We start from the raw sequence: 17,496 nt of genomic DNA, 5'->3' as shown, positions 1-17,496 counted from the left end.
GTTGTCATGAAAAAAATTGTTTTTCTCGGTGCGCCGGATAAAAGCCATTTGCTGCTCGTGTTGGGTAAACTGCTGGTTGCCGCTGGGCAAAAGGTGCTTATCGTCGATTCAACGATCGCACAATCGATACTTGGGTTTATGACATCTCCGGATGAACGGCAGGCTTCTTTCGTTACCGAATTTGATGGGATGGATATCGCGGCAGGGTTCCTTACGTTCGGCCAATTGGACCGTTTTCTGAAACAAACGGAAACGGAAGGGGAATGGGCGGATTACGATGTGTTCCTGCTCGATACGGATCATACCGAATTTGTGAAAGGAAAAGATCTGCCATCCTATGACCAAAGGGTCTGGTGCAGTAATTTGGAGAAGCTGGCGATGTTGAAAAATGCGGAGTTGATGCGTCGGCTTTGTCTTAACGAATCCATCATTCGGCCGCTGCCGTTTTTTAAGTTGGTAAATCCATTCGTACAGTCGACTATAGCGGAGTCGTACATCGATTCGCATGTGACAACGGAATCTGTGGAGTGGCAGGAACCGGTGTTACGTATCCCGTTCGATGAGCGGGATGTTTCGGCTCGCATCGATCACCAGCATCATAGCCGCATTGAACTAAGAAAGCTGTCGCCAGCATACCGACATACGGTCTTTTCTATGGCTAAGCATATATTCGGCCTGGATGAGCGAACGATCAAAGCCGCGTGGAAACGATCAAGGAGGGATTTTCGTGGGTCATAACATCGTATTCTGGAGCCCGGTACCGGGTCAAACGGGCAATACGACGAATCTGATCGCCGTCGCGGCGCTGCTCGGACTTGAATATTCCTCCCGAATCGTGTTATTCGGCCATTTGCAAAGCCGCCGTGCGGCAGTCGAGCAAGCGCTGATCAAGCGAAGCTCCGAAGATCTGCTTGCCTTTGTAGCGGACTCCGGCATCGATGCCTTGGCACGGCTTGCACAAAACGGCAAACTCTCGCCGGAAATGATCCGCGATTACACGTTGCCGCTCCTCCAAGAACGGCTTGATTTGCTGCCCGGTTCGAATAAGGCGGACAAAGCGTTGATCATGGGCGTGAAGGATATGCTTGCACCGCTACTCGATTCGGCCAAGCGCTATTACGACTTGACTTTGATTGACGGTGGCAGCGGTGTCGGGTCCGGTTGGACGCAGTTGCTTCTTCAAAACGCCGATCTTGTCATCGTAAGTTTGAACCAAAACCGTTTTGTATTGGAACGGTTCTTTCGGCATCGGGAGGATTGGCTCAAAGGGAAAAAACTATTGCTTGTTTTGGGGCAGTACGACCGTGATTCCGCGCTAACTGCCAAAAATATGGCACGGAAATATCGGGTGAAGATGCCGATCTATCCGGTCCCACATCAGGCAGGGTTCATGGACGCAGCGCAGGAAGGCCGGGCAATCGATTTTCTGTTTAGAAACCGTAATGTACCGCGCGATCATGCCCATCATGCATTCATGCAGTGCGTACGGGCGCTAGCCCAGGCGATCATCGAACAAGCCGAGTTAAACAAACCGTTTTTCGGCGGCAAGGGGGTGTGAACGATGATCGTTTGGATCAACGGTATCATGATCGTCTTGTTGCTTGGGCTGACCGCTGCGCTGATCTATTTTCGTATGAGCGGGCAGAAAGCGGAAAAGCCGCCGCAGGAACGAGCCTTTACGATTGAGGCGATGACCGCATTTGTAAAGCAGACGTTACACGATCTGACGAGCGGCAACCTGCATGACCTCGGACTATCCGAGGAGGAGTTTCGCCGCCGGAAAAGTAAGCGAGCCGAACTGAAAAAAGCGCTGCGCGGCTGTACATCCGGAGACATCCGGGACAAAGCGTACGTCAAACAATATTTGGCGGATTTACTGGTTCAGCAGTATGGGGTTAATGAAACGAACATCGACCGGGTGATCGCCTTCGACGACCCGTATGAACTTTCATCTCAGGACCAGTTCGAAGTTTTGCTGTACCTGTACAAAAAACGATACCGGTATGATGCGCTCGGGGAGTTGATTCGCAAGTATGAACTGGACCAGCCCAAACTTGGTATTGAAGATGGCCAGACCGAATCGTATCGGATTACCGCCGATGAAATCTACGAGATTTACAAAAAAGAAGCGCGGCGGCTGTACTTCGACGACAAACTTAGCATTGTCGTGCAACGCATTTATCAAATGTACAAGGGCTTTAGTGTCGTGGACGAGATCCGGGATATGAAGATCGACGGCGTGTCGGGAGGCGTATCCGGTTTGCAGCCCTCCGTATGGGAAGGGGAATGGGAGTTCCAGGCCGACTCCTTATTGCGGGAAGTGCCGAAATCTCACGACAGTGTTTGGGTATTTTACAAAGGTAAATCCATTCACTTTAGCTTCCTCTCCTTCGGCTCGGAGCAAGAACTGAAGCGTGTCTGCCAAAATATTTACAAGTACAACTATCCCGGCCAATTGTCGGAGAGCAACGGCTATAAAGTAAACGAGATGGCCGACGGCTCCCGCGTCGTCGTACTGCGTCCCCGGTTCAGCGAATCGTGGGCGTTTTTTGTGCGCAAATTCGATGTGCAAAGCGCCACGCTGGAACAGCTCATCCGGGATCGAAATGCTGAGCTGCCGATCCGGCTCATCCAGTATCTCGTTAAAGGAGCCCGAATTACCGCAATTACCGGTGCGCAGGGCAGCGGGAAAACGACGCTCTTGATGGCGATGGTCCGATACATTCCCGCTACGTACACGATTCGGGTCCAGGAGATGAACTTCGAATTGAACCTGCGGAAAATCTATAAGGACCGCAATATCCTGAGCTTCCGGGAAACCGAGACGATTTCCGGCCAGGAAGGGCTGGATATTCAGAAAAAGACGGATGGTACGGTCAACATTCTCGGCGAGGTGGCCACGGACCCGGTTGCGGCATGGATGATTCAGATGGCACAGGTGGCCTCGCTGTTTACGCTGTTTACCCATCACGCCAAGACGCTCCGCGATCTGGTGTTTTCTTTACGGAACTCGCTGCTGAAAACCGGTGTATTTCAGAACGAAAAAATCGCCGAGCAGCAAGTGATCAGCGTACTTAACTTCGATATCCACTGGAAGCGCGATATGAACGGCCACCGTTACATTGAGCGCATTACCGAATGCGTACCGCTCGATCAGGAGAAGGCGTACCCCGTCCATTTTCGGCAAGGTGAGAAGTTAGAAGACAAGATGGCTGCATTTATGGAAACGGCCGTTGAGTTTTTTCAGCGTTCCACCGACCGGAAGCTGTACGAGGAGCGAAATGTGATTGAATTTCAAAACGGAGCCTATGTGGCGATTCACCCTATATCCGCTCAAAACGCAAACGAGATGCGGGAACAGATGTCGGATGCGGATCGCATAGCCTTTGAGGCTTTTCTAACGGAGAACTGGGGGGAACGGTATGGAATTTAACCAGTTGCTTTCCCTTATCTTTGGCGGGGCGGTCGTGCTGCTTCTAGCCGCGATCCTGCTATTCCAGTGGCTGTCCCGCAAAAATACGGGTGCGGGTTCGATCCGCGAATATGAGGAACTGCGGCTCCCCGGCAAACCGACGAATCGACAAGCGGTTTACAGCATCTTGCAACGCATCTATTTGGCTTGCGAACGGGTTCCGTTGCTTCGTGCTTACCTGAACACGATCCGCAGGCGGCTGATGGTGCTAGAGCGGTACGATGAATGGAAGCTGCGGCTGGAGACGATCAAGATTGCGCTAGCGGCGTGGGGGCTGTTGGCGTTCACTCTGATTCCGCTGATCGGCTTTGTTCGTGATCCGGTAACTTTGATCATGATGGTCACAGGCATTTGGGCCATACATGGCATGCTTGCGGATCTGTTTGTGCATCGTGCGGAAAACCGGCTGCTTCACCATCTTCGCCACTTTATGGCCGATGTGCGGCATCATTACCATCGGCATGAAATGGTGGAGGAAGCGGTCTACGATGCAACGGAAACTGCGCCCTATGAGATGGCGCTGCACGGGCAGGAAGTCTATGAGGTGCTGACCGCCCACGAACCGGACGAGAGGCTGGAACGTTACGAGGAGGTGGCGCCGAATCGCTTTCTGAAAGGGTTGGCTGGGATTTCGCATTTGATTAAGGAATACGGGGACAAGAAACTGCAGACCGGTTCGCTCTACTTGAAGGCGCTTGGCAAACTGACGACCGAACTGAACCTGGAGATTTTGCGGCGGGAGAAGCTTAGCTATTTGCTGCAAGGGTTGACGGCGATTGCGCTTTTTCCGATGTTGTTCACAAGGCCGATTGAAAGCTGGGCCAGCCACTATTTTCCGATGATGGACGAATTTTATGCCGGTAAGCTCGGGTGGATCACGAAAGTGGCTCTTCTACTGGTCATTCTGGTTTCCTATGTATTGCTTCGCAACATGCGGGAGTTGGAGGGCGAAACCAAACCGCGGCGTCGCAAGCCTTGGGAGCAAAAAGCGTACGAACTTCCGTGGATTCGTCGGCTTATCGACCGGATCGTTCCTCATCCCGAGACGCGGGAAGCCACGCGCTGCAAGAGGCTGCTAGCCGAAACAAACTCGCCGCTCCGCTTGGAATGGTTTTGGGTGCAGCGCGCGACAGCTGGCATACTCGCGTTTCTGCTGACACTCGGGCTTTTTGTCACGTTGCATGCAGTCACCAAACACCAACTGTTATATGCACCGGTCAAACCGGATATGATGTTTGGCCGCTTGTCCGCCCGGGAAGAAGCGGAAAGCCGGGAGAAGTCGGTGCTGGATCGCCGGATCATGACGGAAGTGAAGGGGGTGAAAACCGGACTTCCGGAAGCTGTGCGTGCCGCTTTGCGCAGCGACCCGCAGTTACAGTGGGAAGAAGCGGAGCTGTTCGTTGCCGCGCAGCGCATTCTGTCCAAAATGGAAGCTATGAACCAAGAATACTTGAAATGGTGGGAGGTGATGCTGGCGTTGTTTGGGGGCTGGGTCGGCTACTCCGCTCCGGTCGGCGTTCTACAGTTTCGCCGGCGAATGCGGCAGATGGAAATGAAACATGAAGTGGACCAACTCCAGTCGGTGATCGCCATGCTGTCCGAAATGGACCGAATGTCGGTAGAGCACATGCTCGAATGGATGGAGCGCTTTGCCCACATCTTCAAGACACCGATTCAGCATTGCCTGCTTCATTATGAACATGGCGCGGAACAAGCGTTGGAGAATCTGAAAGCGGAAGCCCCGTTTTTGCCGTTTGTTCGCATGGTGGAAAAACTGCAAATGGCGGTCGAACGGATTCCGATCCGGGACGCGTTCGATGACCTGGAATCTGAGCAAACCTACTTGCAGGAACAGCGTAAGCAAGATTACGAACGGCTCTTGGATGCAAAAGCCGGGTGGGGGAAAATGATCGGTTTCGCACCGATGATGGTCCTTATCTTCGGTTATCTTGTTTTTCCGCTCGTCTATGTCAGTCTGTCGCAGATGACCGTCTATTACGAGCAGATTCAGAAAATTCAATAACAGCCTCTAAGGCCGTTTCCGGCTCTTGCATACCGCAAGGGCTTTTTTTTCATTCTCATCAATTTAATGTAGAAGGAGAGGGAACTCCATGTCCAACGCTCAAAAAGCGATCGTCATGGCGGCCGGCATTTTGCTTGCCGTCGCACTGATCACCTTGGCCGTTCTGCTGTTTATTTCCGCGCAGGATTCGACGAAAACGGCACAAAGCAACTTTTCCAATCTTCAGACGGAACTGTCGCAAATGCAGTTTACCGTCTACGACAACACGGTGCTGTCCGGCAGCCAAACCGTCAATGCCATTCGCAAGTTCAGCGGGGAGGACCAGTTTGGTATTCAAATCATCACCGGGAAAAATCCGGCCGGCCAATGGTACGGCAAAGTCATCAATACGGGCGTGTCAATGGATAGCATCACCTACGGAACGGTCATAGGGGCCGCACCCGGTCAGCTTGATCACACGATGGATGAATCCAATGTCAACTACGTGAATCCGAGCGGCAAGTTTAGGGCCCAATTGATCAAGGACAAAAGCAACGTGATCCGCGGCATCATCTTCCGGCAACAGTAAGAACGGACCGGCGAACGGCATGTCTTTGTCCTGAAAGCGCAAAGGCATGTCCGCTTCGCTTTGCGGAAAGGAGGACGGCTCATGGGGCACTCCGTACGAACCATGATGGATATAAGCTTTGCATGTCTTGTATTTGTGATGGCAGCCACCGCCGGGTTGCTCCTGTTTCAAAATGGGGCGACCGCGCTGAATGCGGCCGTTGTTTCAGAGCGAATGCAGGACCGAAATGTTCACCAAACGTTTTTCCCGATAGCCGGGGACGGCAGTGTATCCGGCGCGGAAGTACTGCAATCGCTTGCCCGCATCGGGGACGCTGGGGTGGAAGTCGTTGTGAATGGCGTTTTATATGCAACGACGATGGAGCGAGATGATATCTCAGCATCAAGCATTCGGTTGGATAGCCGGTATCAACCCTCGTACGAACGCGGTCCGGACGGGCAGTTGCGGCGAATTGCCTATGTTTTGCGAGGTGAAGGATGAACAGTCTACTCAAAGTGTTTGCCGTCTTGATCGCAGTTCTTCTATTATATATCTTCCCGGTTTCCGCCGCTTTTGATCAGCAGGATGATGTATCCGAACTGGTGGTCTTGCGGGCAACGACATCGTTTGTCGACGCGGTCCGGGACAAAGGTTATATTTCCCCAGTCATGTACAACGATTTTATCCAGGCAATCCATTTGACGGGAAATACCTTCGACGTTCAGATGGAGCACGGACAAAAGCGGTACAATCCGGTTTATGACGATTCTACGCTTCCGGAAACGTTCCGTGGCGAATACGACGTGCATTACGACACATTTTACAATGCACAAATCTTGAAGGTGCTGTTTCCGAACAGCGCGGAGGGCAAAGACGATCCGGCACGCCGCTACCGGCTGCATGTCGGAGATACGTTCTCCGTTGTCGTAAAAAACACGAACCGGACGAATGGAACTATCCTACATGATTTTTTGAATCATGCGATCAGTCCGAATGAGAAAATCTTCGTTCCGTATGGAGGCATTGTCCGAAATGAAGATGATTAATTGGGCGGTCGTGGGTGTTCTGATCTTATTTTCGTTTTTCGTGATCAATCGTATCGAAACGGACACCCAGCGGCGGGTATTGCTCACCGAACTGCGGTACGATGCAGCGTTGGATACAGCGGTAGATGATGCGGCGCGGGCGCTTTTGATCACTGCCGATCAACAACAGGAAGCACGCTATGAATCGGTCAAACAGGTACGGGTGAACAAGGAGGAAGCGATTGATACGTTTTACCGAACCCTGTACATGAACTTCGGCATTGCCGAAGATACGGTAGCACAAGGCGTTCTTCGCCGTTACATTCCCGCGATCATCGTGATGGATTATAACGGGTTCTGGGTATATGCGGAGGAAGAGTTTCGTAATGCGGCCGGAGAAACGGAAATTCGTCCGGTCTGGGGTGCGAAAAAGCCGTATGCTTATGCCGATAGCCAAGGGAACAGTTTGTCCTTTACGTTGGACGATCACGTCCTTGCCTACGAAGCCGGAAGCGGGACTTGGCGGGAAGGATTTCGATCGGAAATACAGGCGGAGACCACGATTCCTCTCTTGCGGGATGCGGCATTGTTCGAACAGGTGCGTCGCAGCACGATCGTGGACGCCATTCAGAATGAACTGGCATACCGAATCAATCGGCATAATCAATACGTTTCCCGCTACGGCATCTCCTACACGTTTACGCTGCCGACGATCAGTGCCGAAGAATGGAATAACACGATCGACGATATCGGCGTAATGGCGTTTGTGCAAGGGATTCCGATGGGGAGCAAAACGTACAACAATTACGCGCTCGGCGGCAGCCGGGTGTTGAAAAAGCCGGCGATTATCGGCGCGGTGAAAGACGGCAGAAAAGTGTATTACCGCGACACATGCGACTACACTTATCCGGTTGAAGAGACGTTTGCGAGTGAAAAAGAGGCTGCGCGGAACGGATATTGGCCGCTGGAATGCAGCAATAACCATTGAGGTCAAACGATTTTTATCCAAGGGTGGACAGGTTGGCACAGGGATTATAAGATGGAGACGTAACGTCGATTTCTTCCTAATATTCACATTTTTTCTCGAATAAAGGAGTGAACCGGACATGAAAAAATGGGTAAGTATTAGCCTAGCGTTTATAACGTTGTTCGGCCTAGCAGCAGGCAACTCCAGCGCGGCATTCAAAGCGCCGACGTTTGTCAGTGTCGTGATGGATGGCGAAAAAATCTGGTTCCCCGATGCCCAAGCGTTTTCCGATGAGAACAACCGGACGCTCGTTCCGGTTCGCTTCGTCGCCGAAAAGATGAAAGCGAAGGTAGGCTGGGAACCACAAACCAAGACCGTCCCGATTGAACAGGGGGATCAGCGTATCCGCCTGACGATAGGCGAGAACAAGGCGACGGTTAATGGCGAAGACGTGACCTTTGATACGAAGGCGATTATGAGCGGTGGCCGAACCTTTGTCCCGTTGCGCTTTGTCAGCGAGGTACTGGGTGTAGAAGTCAATTGGGATGGGGCGACATCAACCGTTGTGATTTCCACAAAGGAGAAGGAAGCTGGTGCCAAGTACGATGAATGGGGCCGGCTCATTCGCACCACCAACCTGCCGAAAAATTCGCAGGATTACCCGTATATTTTGGCTGACGTGCCCAATGAAATGTATGAGATGAAATATCCCTTTTCCAACCCCGATCCCGAGGAACGGTCGGTCTCGGCCGATATGTATGCGAACTGGCCGGAGTTCAAGAAAGAGAACATTGACATCTGGATGGGGCGGCTTAAAACATTCGGGGCGTTATGGCTCAATGTCGACTATCGTACAATTGACGATACATGGGCCGAAAAGCTGGCCGCAGTCCAATCGGACGGCAATACCGGAAAGTTGAAGGCAGCCAAGGAATACGTGGACTGGGTGAAAAAGAACCAGATCGTTCTTGAGGGATACTTGGATCCGGAACCGTCCATAATTTATCAGGATGGATTCGGCGGGTACCATGTGCGATCCAAGTTCAGGGTTAAATTCAATCAATTTAAGCAACATAAAACACTTATTTATGATACGTGGTTCCCAGGGGAGATGAGGCTGGAGAACGATACGTGGGTTTCAAATGATATTCCTTTTAAAAAGGGAGTTTGGTATGAAGGCTATTCGGATATTGCCTTGGTAACCAATGTTGGCGGGAACTGGGGGAAGGCGTTAAAGGTCAGTGCGAATGCAAGCTTGTTCTTTAACCATATTATTCGAGAGGCTGAGTAACGGATGAATAGAGGAATAAAAATCGGTTTGTGCATGCTGCTGGCATGCACTTTTTTATTGTCTTCCTGGCCTTTGATTACTCATGCAGATGTCCCGGACGTTCAATTTAGTAAAGGAAAAATAACGTTCAACATTACCAGTACAACCGCATCATCCGGAATTCGTTTTAAAACCGTCGGTTGGACAGTGCGCCGGGAAAGTTCGCCATCGTGTACGTATGATTCGCAAGGAAAACACTGTGACCCGACCGGCCCGGGATCGGCGAGGGTCGTAGGGTTGGAACAAACGGGACAGTACCCGCCAAACCCTGCGCCCGGCACTCCCGTCACCACGTTCTTCGAAGTGCCTGAGGCGAAGGTGACAAAAGCGTTAACCGATAACGGCCTCGAAGGCATTAAACAGAACGACCAGCTCTATCTCTATGCGATCATGACCGTTACCCGGAACGGAACTCAGATCGGAGGGCCTTACTATACATTAGATGCGATCAAGAAGGCGCAGCCGTGGGCTCATCCCGACGATCTGGACAATTATTTTGGGATTCCCGTAACCTACGACAGTCCGTCCTTTCCGGTTGATATCGTCTGCAAAACCGAAGCGGGGACGGTCATCACGGACCCATCGTGCACGTTCCGGAAGGGCGAGTTTTTAGCTGGAGAAGAGATTGAGCATACGTTCGCCGAAACCTTGGAATCGAACGGGAAATCGTATGAAATCGTCCGATCGTATGTAGTCTCCAAAAATAATCCCGAGAAAAAACAATATGTTCGGGAAATCGGGCAAGACAATCTGCTTGACCGGCACATTAGCGTATTCATTAGCGGAGCTGATATTGTCGCCGAATATAGAGAGTCAACCTCCTTGGTTACCGTAACCTCTCGGATTGAAGCTCCGGCAGAGGTTGCTGGGTCGGTTAACGAAGTCGAGGGGGATTTTATCTTTGAGGCGAAATCGCCGAAGTCCTTAAAGTCATATGAAATCACCAGTATTCAGAATGCGGCGCTAACGCAACCGGCCGATAAATCAGGAACGCTTACCGGTACATCGGCTACCAAAACGCTTCCGATCAAAATCCCGTTTACTTCCGGAAACAGCGTCACGGTAAAGATAACGGTTGTCGTGAAAGATGTGGACGGCAATATGAGCGATTCCACCTCGAACCACACGGTACGCAAACCGGGAAGTGACGGTAGACCGACCCCGGGTGATTCAAAGGAAGCAAGCGTGATGGATCCGGAGGTGTCCGCCGTGATTCAGGCCGATGCGCGCGGAGCCGAAAAATTTGATGTTCTTAAGGGCATACCCACATCGGAGAGTCTGTACGTCAACGCTTTGGCGAAGTCGTATTTGTATCGAAATACGTTCTTGGAAATGATCGGGACAAAATCGTACCCGATTCAAGTGAGTAAGACGTACACGTTGCGGTGGACGGAACAGGTATCCGGTCCCCCGGATGAGAACGGGAATCCGACGACGAGGACGGTATCCCGTTCGGATACCCAAACGGTTACTAAAAATTACACGGTGCAACGTAAATACAGCTTCTGGCTGATTGATCGCCTTGAGGTTTATAGCATTCAAAAAGCCAACTTCACCAACTATGCGCTTCCTTCGGGTGGGGTCACATTGCAACCGGCTGGTTATACACCGCCGTCCGTTTCCGCAGCACACGACGCTTCGTTGAATGCGCATATAACCGATCCCGTTTATTCAAATGTGAGGCTGCCCGGAGAAACCATTTCCGGCGGAAGCAGCCGCCCGTCCGTTCCGAATGAGGATTGGAAGTCGGAAGCGGAGGAGGCCGTCGGAAAAATCAAGGTAAAGAACGATTCACTCGTCTTTAATGGAGGGACCATTATGGACAATCGAGTCGTCGAGGAAAAAGCGCCGACTCCCGGAGCGATTCCGGCTCCGACGACAATCGGGCAGTATGTGCTATACGGATCGGGATATGTGATTGATTCATCGAAAACAAACAAGGCCAACCAGCCAAGTTCGGGCAACATTTCGTACGCCTTAATCAAAGGAATCGGCGGCGGTGAAAACAAGAGCTTTCCGATCAAAGGCATCAACCCGGTGACCGTGCATACGCCGGTGGTGAACTATGCTTCCGTTTCGGATGATCAGGCGCACAACCAAAAAACAAAACCGACGGCAGGGCGTTCCGCGCTTATTTTGGATCGACCGTTTACGGTGACCGTACCGACAAGCGGACAGCACCGGGAGATCAAGGGCTACGGCAATCGGGATTACGCCAAATATACGCGGGACAAGCAGGTATGGTTCCCGTTTGATGTGTATGCTGCGGACCGGAAAACCTTTATACCGAAAGAAACGTGGACATCGATTCCGGTGGCCCAGACCAAGACGACGTTCTATTTACCGGTTTGGGTCGATGAAGGCCAATATGAGGTGCTGTTTCGCACCTTCGCGGAGAACTGCCCTTCCGGATTTACGACGCAGATGAATGCCAATTTGGACCTTTCGCATCATGTGGCTACTCAAGTGGTTCCGGTAGAAGTGATCGGACGGTTGTATGATTTCCGCATAACCGATATCGCTGATTTCCAATGGGAGACCGTATTCCGAAAGCAAAAAGGCAGTGCAACGCCAACCGGGAACGCCTATTGGGTCGGGATGAAGGATATAGATGGTGCGGCTCGCGGCAATAAGCAGCCGTTCACGCTGCCTGTTCGGCAGGGCAGCCATCCGGAGACAGGGAAGAAGAATGTGGCCGTCAAGACGGGATATCATGTAAAGTTCGAAGTCATGACGAAAGGAAATATGTTCGGCTCAGGCGACGGGATTCGAATTACGCCGACGTTCTATTTTGTAGACCGGCAAGGAAAGAAACGTCAAGAAGTAGACTTGTACTATCACTCTGACACAAAAAAATTTGTCCGGGTTGGTTCGAGCGAGGATGTTGAGCGGCGCAATATCACATTGGATACCCGGTTGCGAAATGTAGCCAAGCAGGAGTTGATGGACACAGCCGGCTCATTGTGGGCTTTAAACGGCAGTAGCGGAACGAAACAATCCTTCATCAATCAATATCTGAAAAGCGCTCAAAAGCCAACCTATGTTGGCGGGTACGATATTATGCTGCTGCCTTCACAGCTCCGGACGTTTGTCGGCAACATGAACGTACCATCCGGTGTCAACGCAGCGCGCGCGAATGCTTCGGTACAGCACTGGTTCGGCGAGTACAGTATTCCGGCCGCGGCATATGCCGTACCGAAAGGATTCAATCTGGCTGAGTACGGACGTAAAAACGGGTTGAACGACAAGTCTTCGATTTTCCTGCGGGACGGATATATTATCGTAAATTTCAACCTAGAAACGATTCGTAACAAGGACCTGAACAACCCGCATCTGCAATACATTCATGGCCCACTCAACAACCAGTGGCAAATGGAAGGCTTCCAGCGCAGCTTTACCGATCCGTACGGCGTGACGTTCCAACTGAAGGATGGCGACGCGGTGTTTTATCATGCCAATTTATCATCCTATGACGATTATGGAACGGGTGGTACCCATTAACCGACAAGGAGGTGCTGCGATGCAAAAACAGGAATGGGAGGTCACCATTAAGTGGAAGGATGGGACTCAATCCTGTTATGTCTACGAAGGGAAAAAGGAAGATGCGCGCCGCGATGCGTATCTCAGTTCACCCCAAGGAGATATTCGAAACGTGATTGTAAAGCCGTATCGTCTTGATTAAATCATGATCAGGAAAAACGGTTCAGGTCTATTTCTTATTAGTACAAGGAGGAAACCGATGTTTCGTGAAAAGGGAAGCGTTTGGATGGGACGACGATTTGTCGGAGAGGTGGACGGCTATTATGTGGAGGCACAAGTATTTGACGAGCCGTCCACTTACGGGATTGCATTTGGGCGAATAAGCCGGTTGGACGTGTATCCGGATCGCTCATCCGGATTTCGAAGTAGAATAGCTTGTTACGAGCGAGGTTGGGACGGCGGCCCGCCGCAAGATCGCCGCATACGCCGGGTAGTTGAGAAGACGGTGGAACACTTTGATCGGAAACAAGTGGACTGGGCGGTAGAAGAGAAACGGTATCGGGAAAGTCGGGAGTGAATCTCTAAAAGAGCGACTTGCCAACCGCGGCGCGTCAGAGTTAAGATCGACACCAGCCTAATGATTAGGAAGGAGAGGTTGGTGTGGAAACATTGCCGGGTTGGCTAATGGCGGTATTTCAAAAGCGTATGGATGTTCTGGATCACCGATTCGCGCAGCAGAATCGTCAGACAGATGAATATAAGCGGATTGCGGAACTCCGCGATCAACTTTGTCAGACTTTGTCGAAAGAGCAATTTCAAATTCTGTCCGAGTGGGAAGATTATAAGAACGAACGTGCTTCGGCTGAACGGGAAGCGTGGTACCTTTGCGGTCTTTCCGACGGACTGGGGATGTTCATAAGCATGGAAGATCTTCCGCCGTTTAACAGACGGACTTAGCCCGTATATTCTTCACTTATCCCGCCAGCGTTCTGGCGGGTATTTTCATGTAATGAAGAGGAACTGCTTGATTTGTTCCGATTTCAAACGAAAGGTTACCTGAACTTATCCCATCGAAAGCATGGATTGAAACTTATCAAACAACTCAGATGCCTGAATGCGTAATTGGCAAAATTCAAAGAAAACTTCGATCGATTCATAATACGTTTAATCGGGAAGCCCGCCGTTTGGCGGGTTTTTCATTTTTTTATTTTTCAGTTCGTTTGCGTAGTGCGACAAGCAAAACTTCGGCCGGTCTGCACGGCAATATGCCATGGAAGTCTCTTTTGAAAAAACGATTCCCCTATTATAATGAAAGGAGAGATGGAGTTTTGCGCAAGGCAGAAATCTTAAGGTATTTAGAAAAAGTCAATGACCAATTAAAACAACAGCAGTTACACGGCGAAATTTGCTTGTTTGGCGGAGCAGTGATGTGTCTGGTGCTTCAAAGTCGCGACAGTACCAAGGACGTCGACGCCATTTTCGCACCGACTCGCGAATTTTATGCGATCATCAAAAATGTGGCCGATGAGTATCGCTTGCCGGCAGATTGGTTAAACAATGCGGTAAAGGGATTTGTTTCGAGTCGGCATGATGTCCAGCTTTATCGCAGGCTGAGCCATTTGGACATTTTCGCTGCCTCGCCACAATATATGCTGGCCATGAAGTGCTTGGCTGCGCGAACATATGAAAGTAAGGATGTGGACGATATCCGCTTTCTGTTGCGGTATTTGAACATCCGAACGGCAGAACAGGCGCTTTCGGTAGTCGAACAGTTTTATCCTCAACATCGGGTGTTGCCGAGAACAGCCTATCTGTTGGAAGAACTACTAAATCATTAATCGGAAAAGAGGGATGGACATGACAGTGTGGGACATTGCCCGGGAAGCAGCAGCAGATATCGACCAATTCGCCATTCATTGCGGTAATTTTCTCGATGCTTTTTATCGGGCTACGCCTGAACAAAGAATTCGCATGGTACAGAGGGAACCGGAAGCTTATCCCGGCTTTCCAGACCACATGCTCCCGTTCCTGGCGGCCATGACACATAAGCTTTGCAACGATTATCAAGTGGAATGCCCGGCTTGGGTTCATCGGAAGCAATATACACTGAGTGAGCCGCACTTTTGGCTCAATGCAACCGGTAATCTCCGGCGTATTCTTTTGGAAGAAAGCCCGACCGAATTTAAAACCCGGAATTTGTTTGTAACGGCGAATACGCTGTCCAGAGCATAAGCGGTTTAGGCAAAATATTACTTGCTAGCTTCACTAGTAAGCCAATTACAAGTCATACGGAACAGTTGAGCCGTCCCATCGGGGCGGCTTTTCTATGTCGCGTGCCCAGAGGCACGCATTATCTAGTTGGTGAAAGTCCAACCAAGAGAGGGGCCAAGCCACTCTTGTAGCTAGGATGCTTGCGCATGGCGAAATCTGTGCGTAAAAGCGCATCGACGAAAGTACCGGCCAGAGGCCGGGCGAGCAACAACCCAGGCCGTAACATCAAGTGAATCCTGCCGCGTCGACAAAAAGGCCCTGCGAAGGGAAGAAGAGGAAGCCGAGTCCCGGACATATGGACGAAGGCCAAGGAAACTGTGCAGAACTTGGAACAATAGTGAAGAATCCTCCGGCGTAGAGGGATCGGCATGGGTTGAAAGATAATGCAGTGAACTGGGGAGACCCTCCCCCACACGGGATTTTTTTTTTTTTTAGAAACCCGTAAAGAGACGCTCTATAAGTCCAGAAGATGAAGTGAACCGTCTGTGGGAAGGGAGTCCGAGGGGCTCATAGTACCGAAGAACCTAAGGACAACATAACCTTAGGGAGGGAAGGGGTCCTACTTTGTTTATGCTTTTGGAGGAGGTACGAGTGAGTGAATGCCAAGCGGCTAACGACACCCAAGGAAAAAGTTCAAGAACTCCAAGAAAAGCTAGGTCATGCGGCCAAGGAGAACCATAAGCGTAAATTCCATGCCTTGTACGACAAAGTCTACCGGTGGGATGTGCTATGCGAAGCCTGGAAACGGGTGAGAGCAAATAAGGGAGCTGCGGGAGTGGATGCCGTGACGCTTGCAGATATTGAAGAACAAGGAGAAACAAGTTTCCTCAAGGAATGCGAGCGAGAACTAAAGGAAGGCCATTACCATCCGCAGCCCGTGCGGCGGCACTACATCCCGAAGAAAGATGGGAAGCCAAGACCACTAGGCATCCCTACCGTGCGCGACCGAGTCCTACAGATGGCAACCAAACTAGTCATTGAACCCATCTTCGAAGCGGATTTTAAAGAAGTCTCCTTCGGATTTCGTCCGAAACGAAGTGCAAAGGGAGCGTTGGAGCGAATCCGGAAAGCCTGCAACCGTAAAGGAAATTGGGTAGTCGACGTCGATATCCAAGGCTACTTCGACAACATGAATCAAGAGAAACTCATGAAGTTGGTACAGATGCGTATCAACGACAGGAGGATCCTGAAGTTAATCCGGAAGTGGCTACAAGCGGGAGTCATGGAGGAAGGAAACGTAAGACGCTCTGATTTAGGGACACCGCAAGGTGGCGTCATTTCACCGCTTCTGGCGAATATCTACCTGAACTACTTTGACCGGCTGTGGGAGAAACACGGAAGCGGGTTGGGAGAACTGACAAGGTATGCAGACGATTTTGTAGTGGTCTGCAAAACCAGAAAGGACGCCGAGCATGCCTATGAACTCATAGGCAGAATAATGGAACGTCTGGAGCTAACCCTACACCCTACGAAAACCCGCATTGTAGGTTTATGGACAGGAGAAGAAGGATTCGACTTCTTAGGGATGCATCACCGAAAAACAAAAGCAGAAACCTCTCAAGGGAAGGTGTACTATACCACACAACAGTGGCTAACGAAGAAGGCAGAGGAACGTATACGAAGCGTGGTCAAAGACAGATTAGCCCCGCCCGGCATGCGTTCGAAATCGTTCGCGGAACAGGTGGAATGGCTTAATCCAAGGATTCAGGGATGGAGAAATTATTACTACACGAACTACAGCCAAAAGAGATTAGCGAAACTGGATTGGTATATTCTGCAGCGATTCACCCGGTGGTACGCGAAGAAGAGACAACGCAGGAATTGGAAGAGTTCAATATCTGAGGTGAAGTATATTGCCCAAATACATGGACTACAAACGCTATTGTAATCTGCATGCCCATGAATGACGAACATCGGAAAGCCGTATGAGGGAAAACCTCACGTACGGTTTGATGAGGAGGGGCTGGCGAGCCAGCCCTTTACTCTAGCAAAATCGAGGTGGCAGGTGTGGATAGAATTAAGTTTACTTGTTCGAAATGCGGAAAAACGATCCAAATTGACCCTGAGATTTTTGTTCGCATATACCAAGGTCACGATCATTGTTTGTCTTGCCGTACAAATAAATTAAGAACGGGAAGTAAACGTTGGGGTGAGGTGCAGAATGAATCAACAATATGAATGTTTATTGGAAACCAAAGGATATCGTCTTAAAATTTCAATCTATTCGGATGGTGTATTCTCGGCAGAACAGATGGCGCGGCAACGGGCGGTGCGGCTTCTCAAAGAGAATTACGGGATATGTAGAAACGAAGAGGCTTTTAAGGTCGTGGATGTACAAAAAAAGAGTTCTCCAATTTAAAAGAAATAGTGGGGTGAGCCGG

17 protein-coding genes are annotated in these 17,496 nt (G+C 50.6%); all 17 read left to right on the top strand.

Going from position 1 to position 17,496, the window contains the following annotated elements:
• The first annotated feature begins 6 nt into the window (after positions 1 to 6).
• The 17 genes from ACZF99_RS19125 to ACZF99_RS19045 all read left to right on the top strand — a co-directional run bounded on the left by ACZF99_RS19125 (position 7) and on the right by ACZF99_RS19045 (position 17,474).
• Entirely contained in the window at positions 7 to 738 is a 732-nt protein-coding gene (locus tag ACZF99_RS19125; RefSeq protein ID WP_127575961.1) for a hypothetical protein, read from the top strand.
• On the top strand, positions 728 to 1,558 hold the full coding sequence (locus tag ACZF99_RS19120; protein WP_240267630.1) for a CpaE/TadZ family protein: 831 nt from the start codon (positions 728 to 730) through the stop codon (positions 1,556 to 1,558). Before ACZF99_RS19125 ends, ACZF99_RS19120 begins: the two co-directional genes overlap by 11 nt.
• A 3-nt stretch (positions 1,559 to 1,561) precedes the next feature.
• Complete coding sequence (locus ACZF99_RS19115) at positions 1,562 to 3,433, top strand: ATPase, T2SS/T4P/T4SS family (RefSeq protein ID WP_127575959.1); 1,872 nt, start codon at positions 1,562 to 1,564, stop codon at positions 3,431 to 3,433.
• A complete protein-coding gene (locus tag ACZF99_RS19110; RefSeq protein ID WP_127575958.1) occupies positions 3,423 to 5,495 on the top strand; it encodes a hypothetical protein in 2,073 nt (690 codons plus the stop codon). Before ACZF99_RS19115 ends, ACZF99_RS19110 begins: the two co-directional genes overlap by 11 nt.
• 88 nt (positions 5,496 to 5,583) lie before the next feature.
• Positions 5,584 to 6,063 carry a hypothetical protein gene (locus ACZF99_RS19105; RefSeq protein ID WP_009226907.1) on the top strand — a complete coding sequence of 160 codons (480 nt, stop codon included), beginning with the start codon at positions 5,584 to 5,586 and terminating at the stop codon, positions 6,061 to 6,063.
• An 81-nt stretch (positions 6,064 to 6,144) separates the two neighbouring features.
• Positions 6,145 to 6,543 (top strand): hypothetical protein, encoded by a 399-nt coding sequence (locus ACZF99_RS19100; RefSeq protein ID WP_127575957.1) that lies wholly within the window; start codon positions 6,145 to 6,147, stop codon positions 6,541 to 6,543.
• The gene (locus tag ACZF99_RS19095) at positions 6,540 to 7,088 is read left to right on the top strand and encodes a hypothetical protein (protein WP_127575956.1); all 549 of its coding nucleotides are present in this window, start codon (positions 6,540 to 6,542) and stop codon (positions 7,086 to 7,088) included. The genes ACZF99_RS19100 and ACZF99_RS19095 overlap by 4 nt, the downstream gene beginning before the upstream one ends.
• Complete coding sequence (locus tag ACZF99_RS19090; protein ID WP_127575955.1) at positions 7,075 to 8,055, top strand: hypothetical protein; 981 nt, start codon at positions 7,075 to 7,077, stop codon at positions 8,053 to 8,055. The genes ACZF99_RS19095 and ACZF99_RS19090 overlap by 14 nt, the downstream gene beginning before the upstream one ends.
• Positions 8,056 to 8,173: 118 nt before the next feature.
• Positions 8,174 to 9,325 carry a copper amine oxidase N-terminal domain-containing protein gene (locus ACZF99_RS19085; protein WP_127575954.1) on the top strand — a complete coding sequence of 384 codons (1,152 nt, stop codon included), beginning with the start codon at positions 8,174 to 8,176 and terminating at the stop codon, positions 9,323 to 9,325.
• A 276-nt stretch (positions 9,326 to 9,601) separates the two neighbouring features.
• A complete protein-coding gene (locus ACZF99_RS19080) occupies positions 9,602 to 12,865 on the top strand; it encodes a DUF5704 domain-containing protein (protein ID WP_483606638.1) in 3,264 nt (1,087 codons plus the stop codon).
• A gap of 19 nt (positions 12,866 to 12,884) precedes the next feature.
• The gene (locus tag ACZF99_RS19075) at positions 12,885 to 13,046 is read left to right on the top strand and encodes a hypothetical protein (protein ID WP_164744144.1); all 162 of its coding nucleotides are present in this window, start codon (positions 12,885 to 12,887) and stop codon (positions 13,044 to 13,046) included.
• An 84-nt stretch (positions 13,047 to 13,130) separates the two neighbouring features.
• A complete protein-coding gene (locus tag ACZF99_RS19070; RefSeq protein WP_483606637.1) occupies positions 13,131 to 13,421 on the top strand; it encodes a DUF7678 domain-containing protein in 291 nt (96 codons plus the stop codon).
• An 83-nt stretch (positions 13,422 to 13,504) separates the two neighbouring features.
• Positions 13,505 to 13,801 (top strand): hypothetical protein, encoded by a 297-nt coding sequence (locus tag ACZF99_RS19065; protein ID WP_483606636.1) that lies wholly within the window; start codon positions 13,505 to 13,507, stop codon positions 13,799 to 13,801.
• Positions 13,802 to 13,950: 149 nt separating this feature from the next.
• Positions 13,951 to 14,682 carry a hypothetical protein gene (locus ACZF99_RS19060; protein WP_483606635.1) on the top strand — a complete coding sequence of 244 codons (732 nt, stop codon included), beginning with the start codon at positions 13,951 to 13,953 and terminating at the stop codon, positions 14,680 to 14,682.
• A 19-nt stretch (positions 14,683 to 14,701) separates the two neighbouring features.
• Positions 14,702 to 15,076: a hypothetical protein gene (locus ACZF99_RS19055; protein ID WP_255315338.1), complete on the top strand. Its 375-nt coding sequence runs from the start codon at positions 14,702 to 14,704 to the stop codon at positions 15,074 to 15,076.
• A gap of 634 nt (positions 15,077 to 15,710) precedes the next feature.
• Complete coding sequence (ltrA, locus tag ACZF99_RS19050; RefSeq protein WP_127575949.1) at positions 15,711 to 17,003, top strand: group II intron reverse transcriptase/maturase; 1,293 nt, start codon at positions 15,711 to 15,713, stop codon at positions 17,001 to 17,003.
• Positions 17,004 to 17,276: 273 nt separating this feature from the next.
• Positions 17,277 to 17,474, top strand: coding sequence for a hypothetical protein (locus tag ACZF99_RS19045; protein WP_127575948.1), 198 nt, complete (start codon positions 17,277 to 17,279; stop codon positions 17,472 to 17,474).
• Positions 17,475 to 17,496: the final 22 nt, after the last annotated feature.

Source organism: Paenibacillus sp. JL3B1040, from assembly GCF_057063165.1.
Note: the sequence above shows the minus strand (reverse complement) of the source record. Positions and strands in the feature narration are given on the sequence as shown.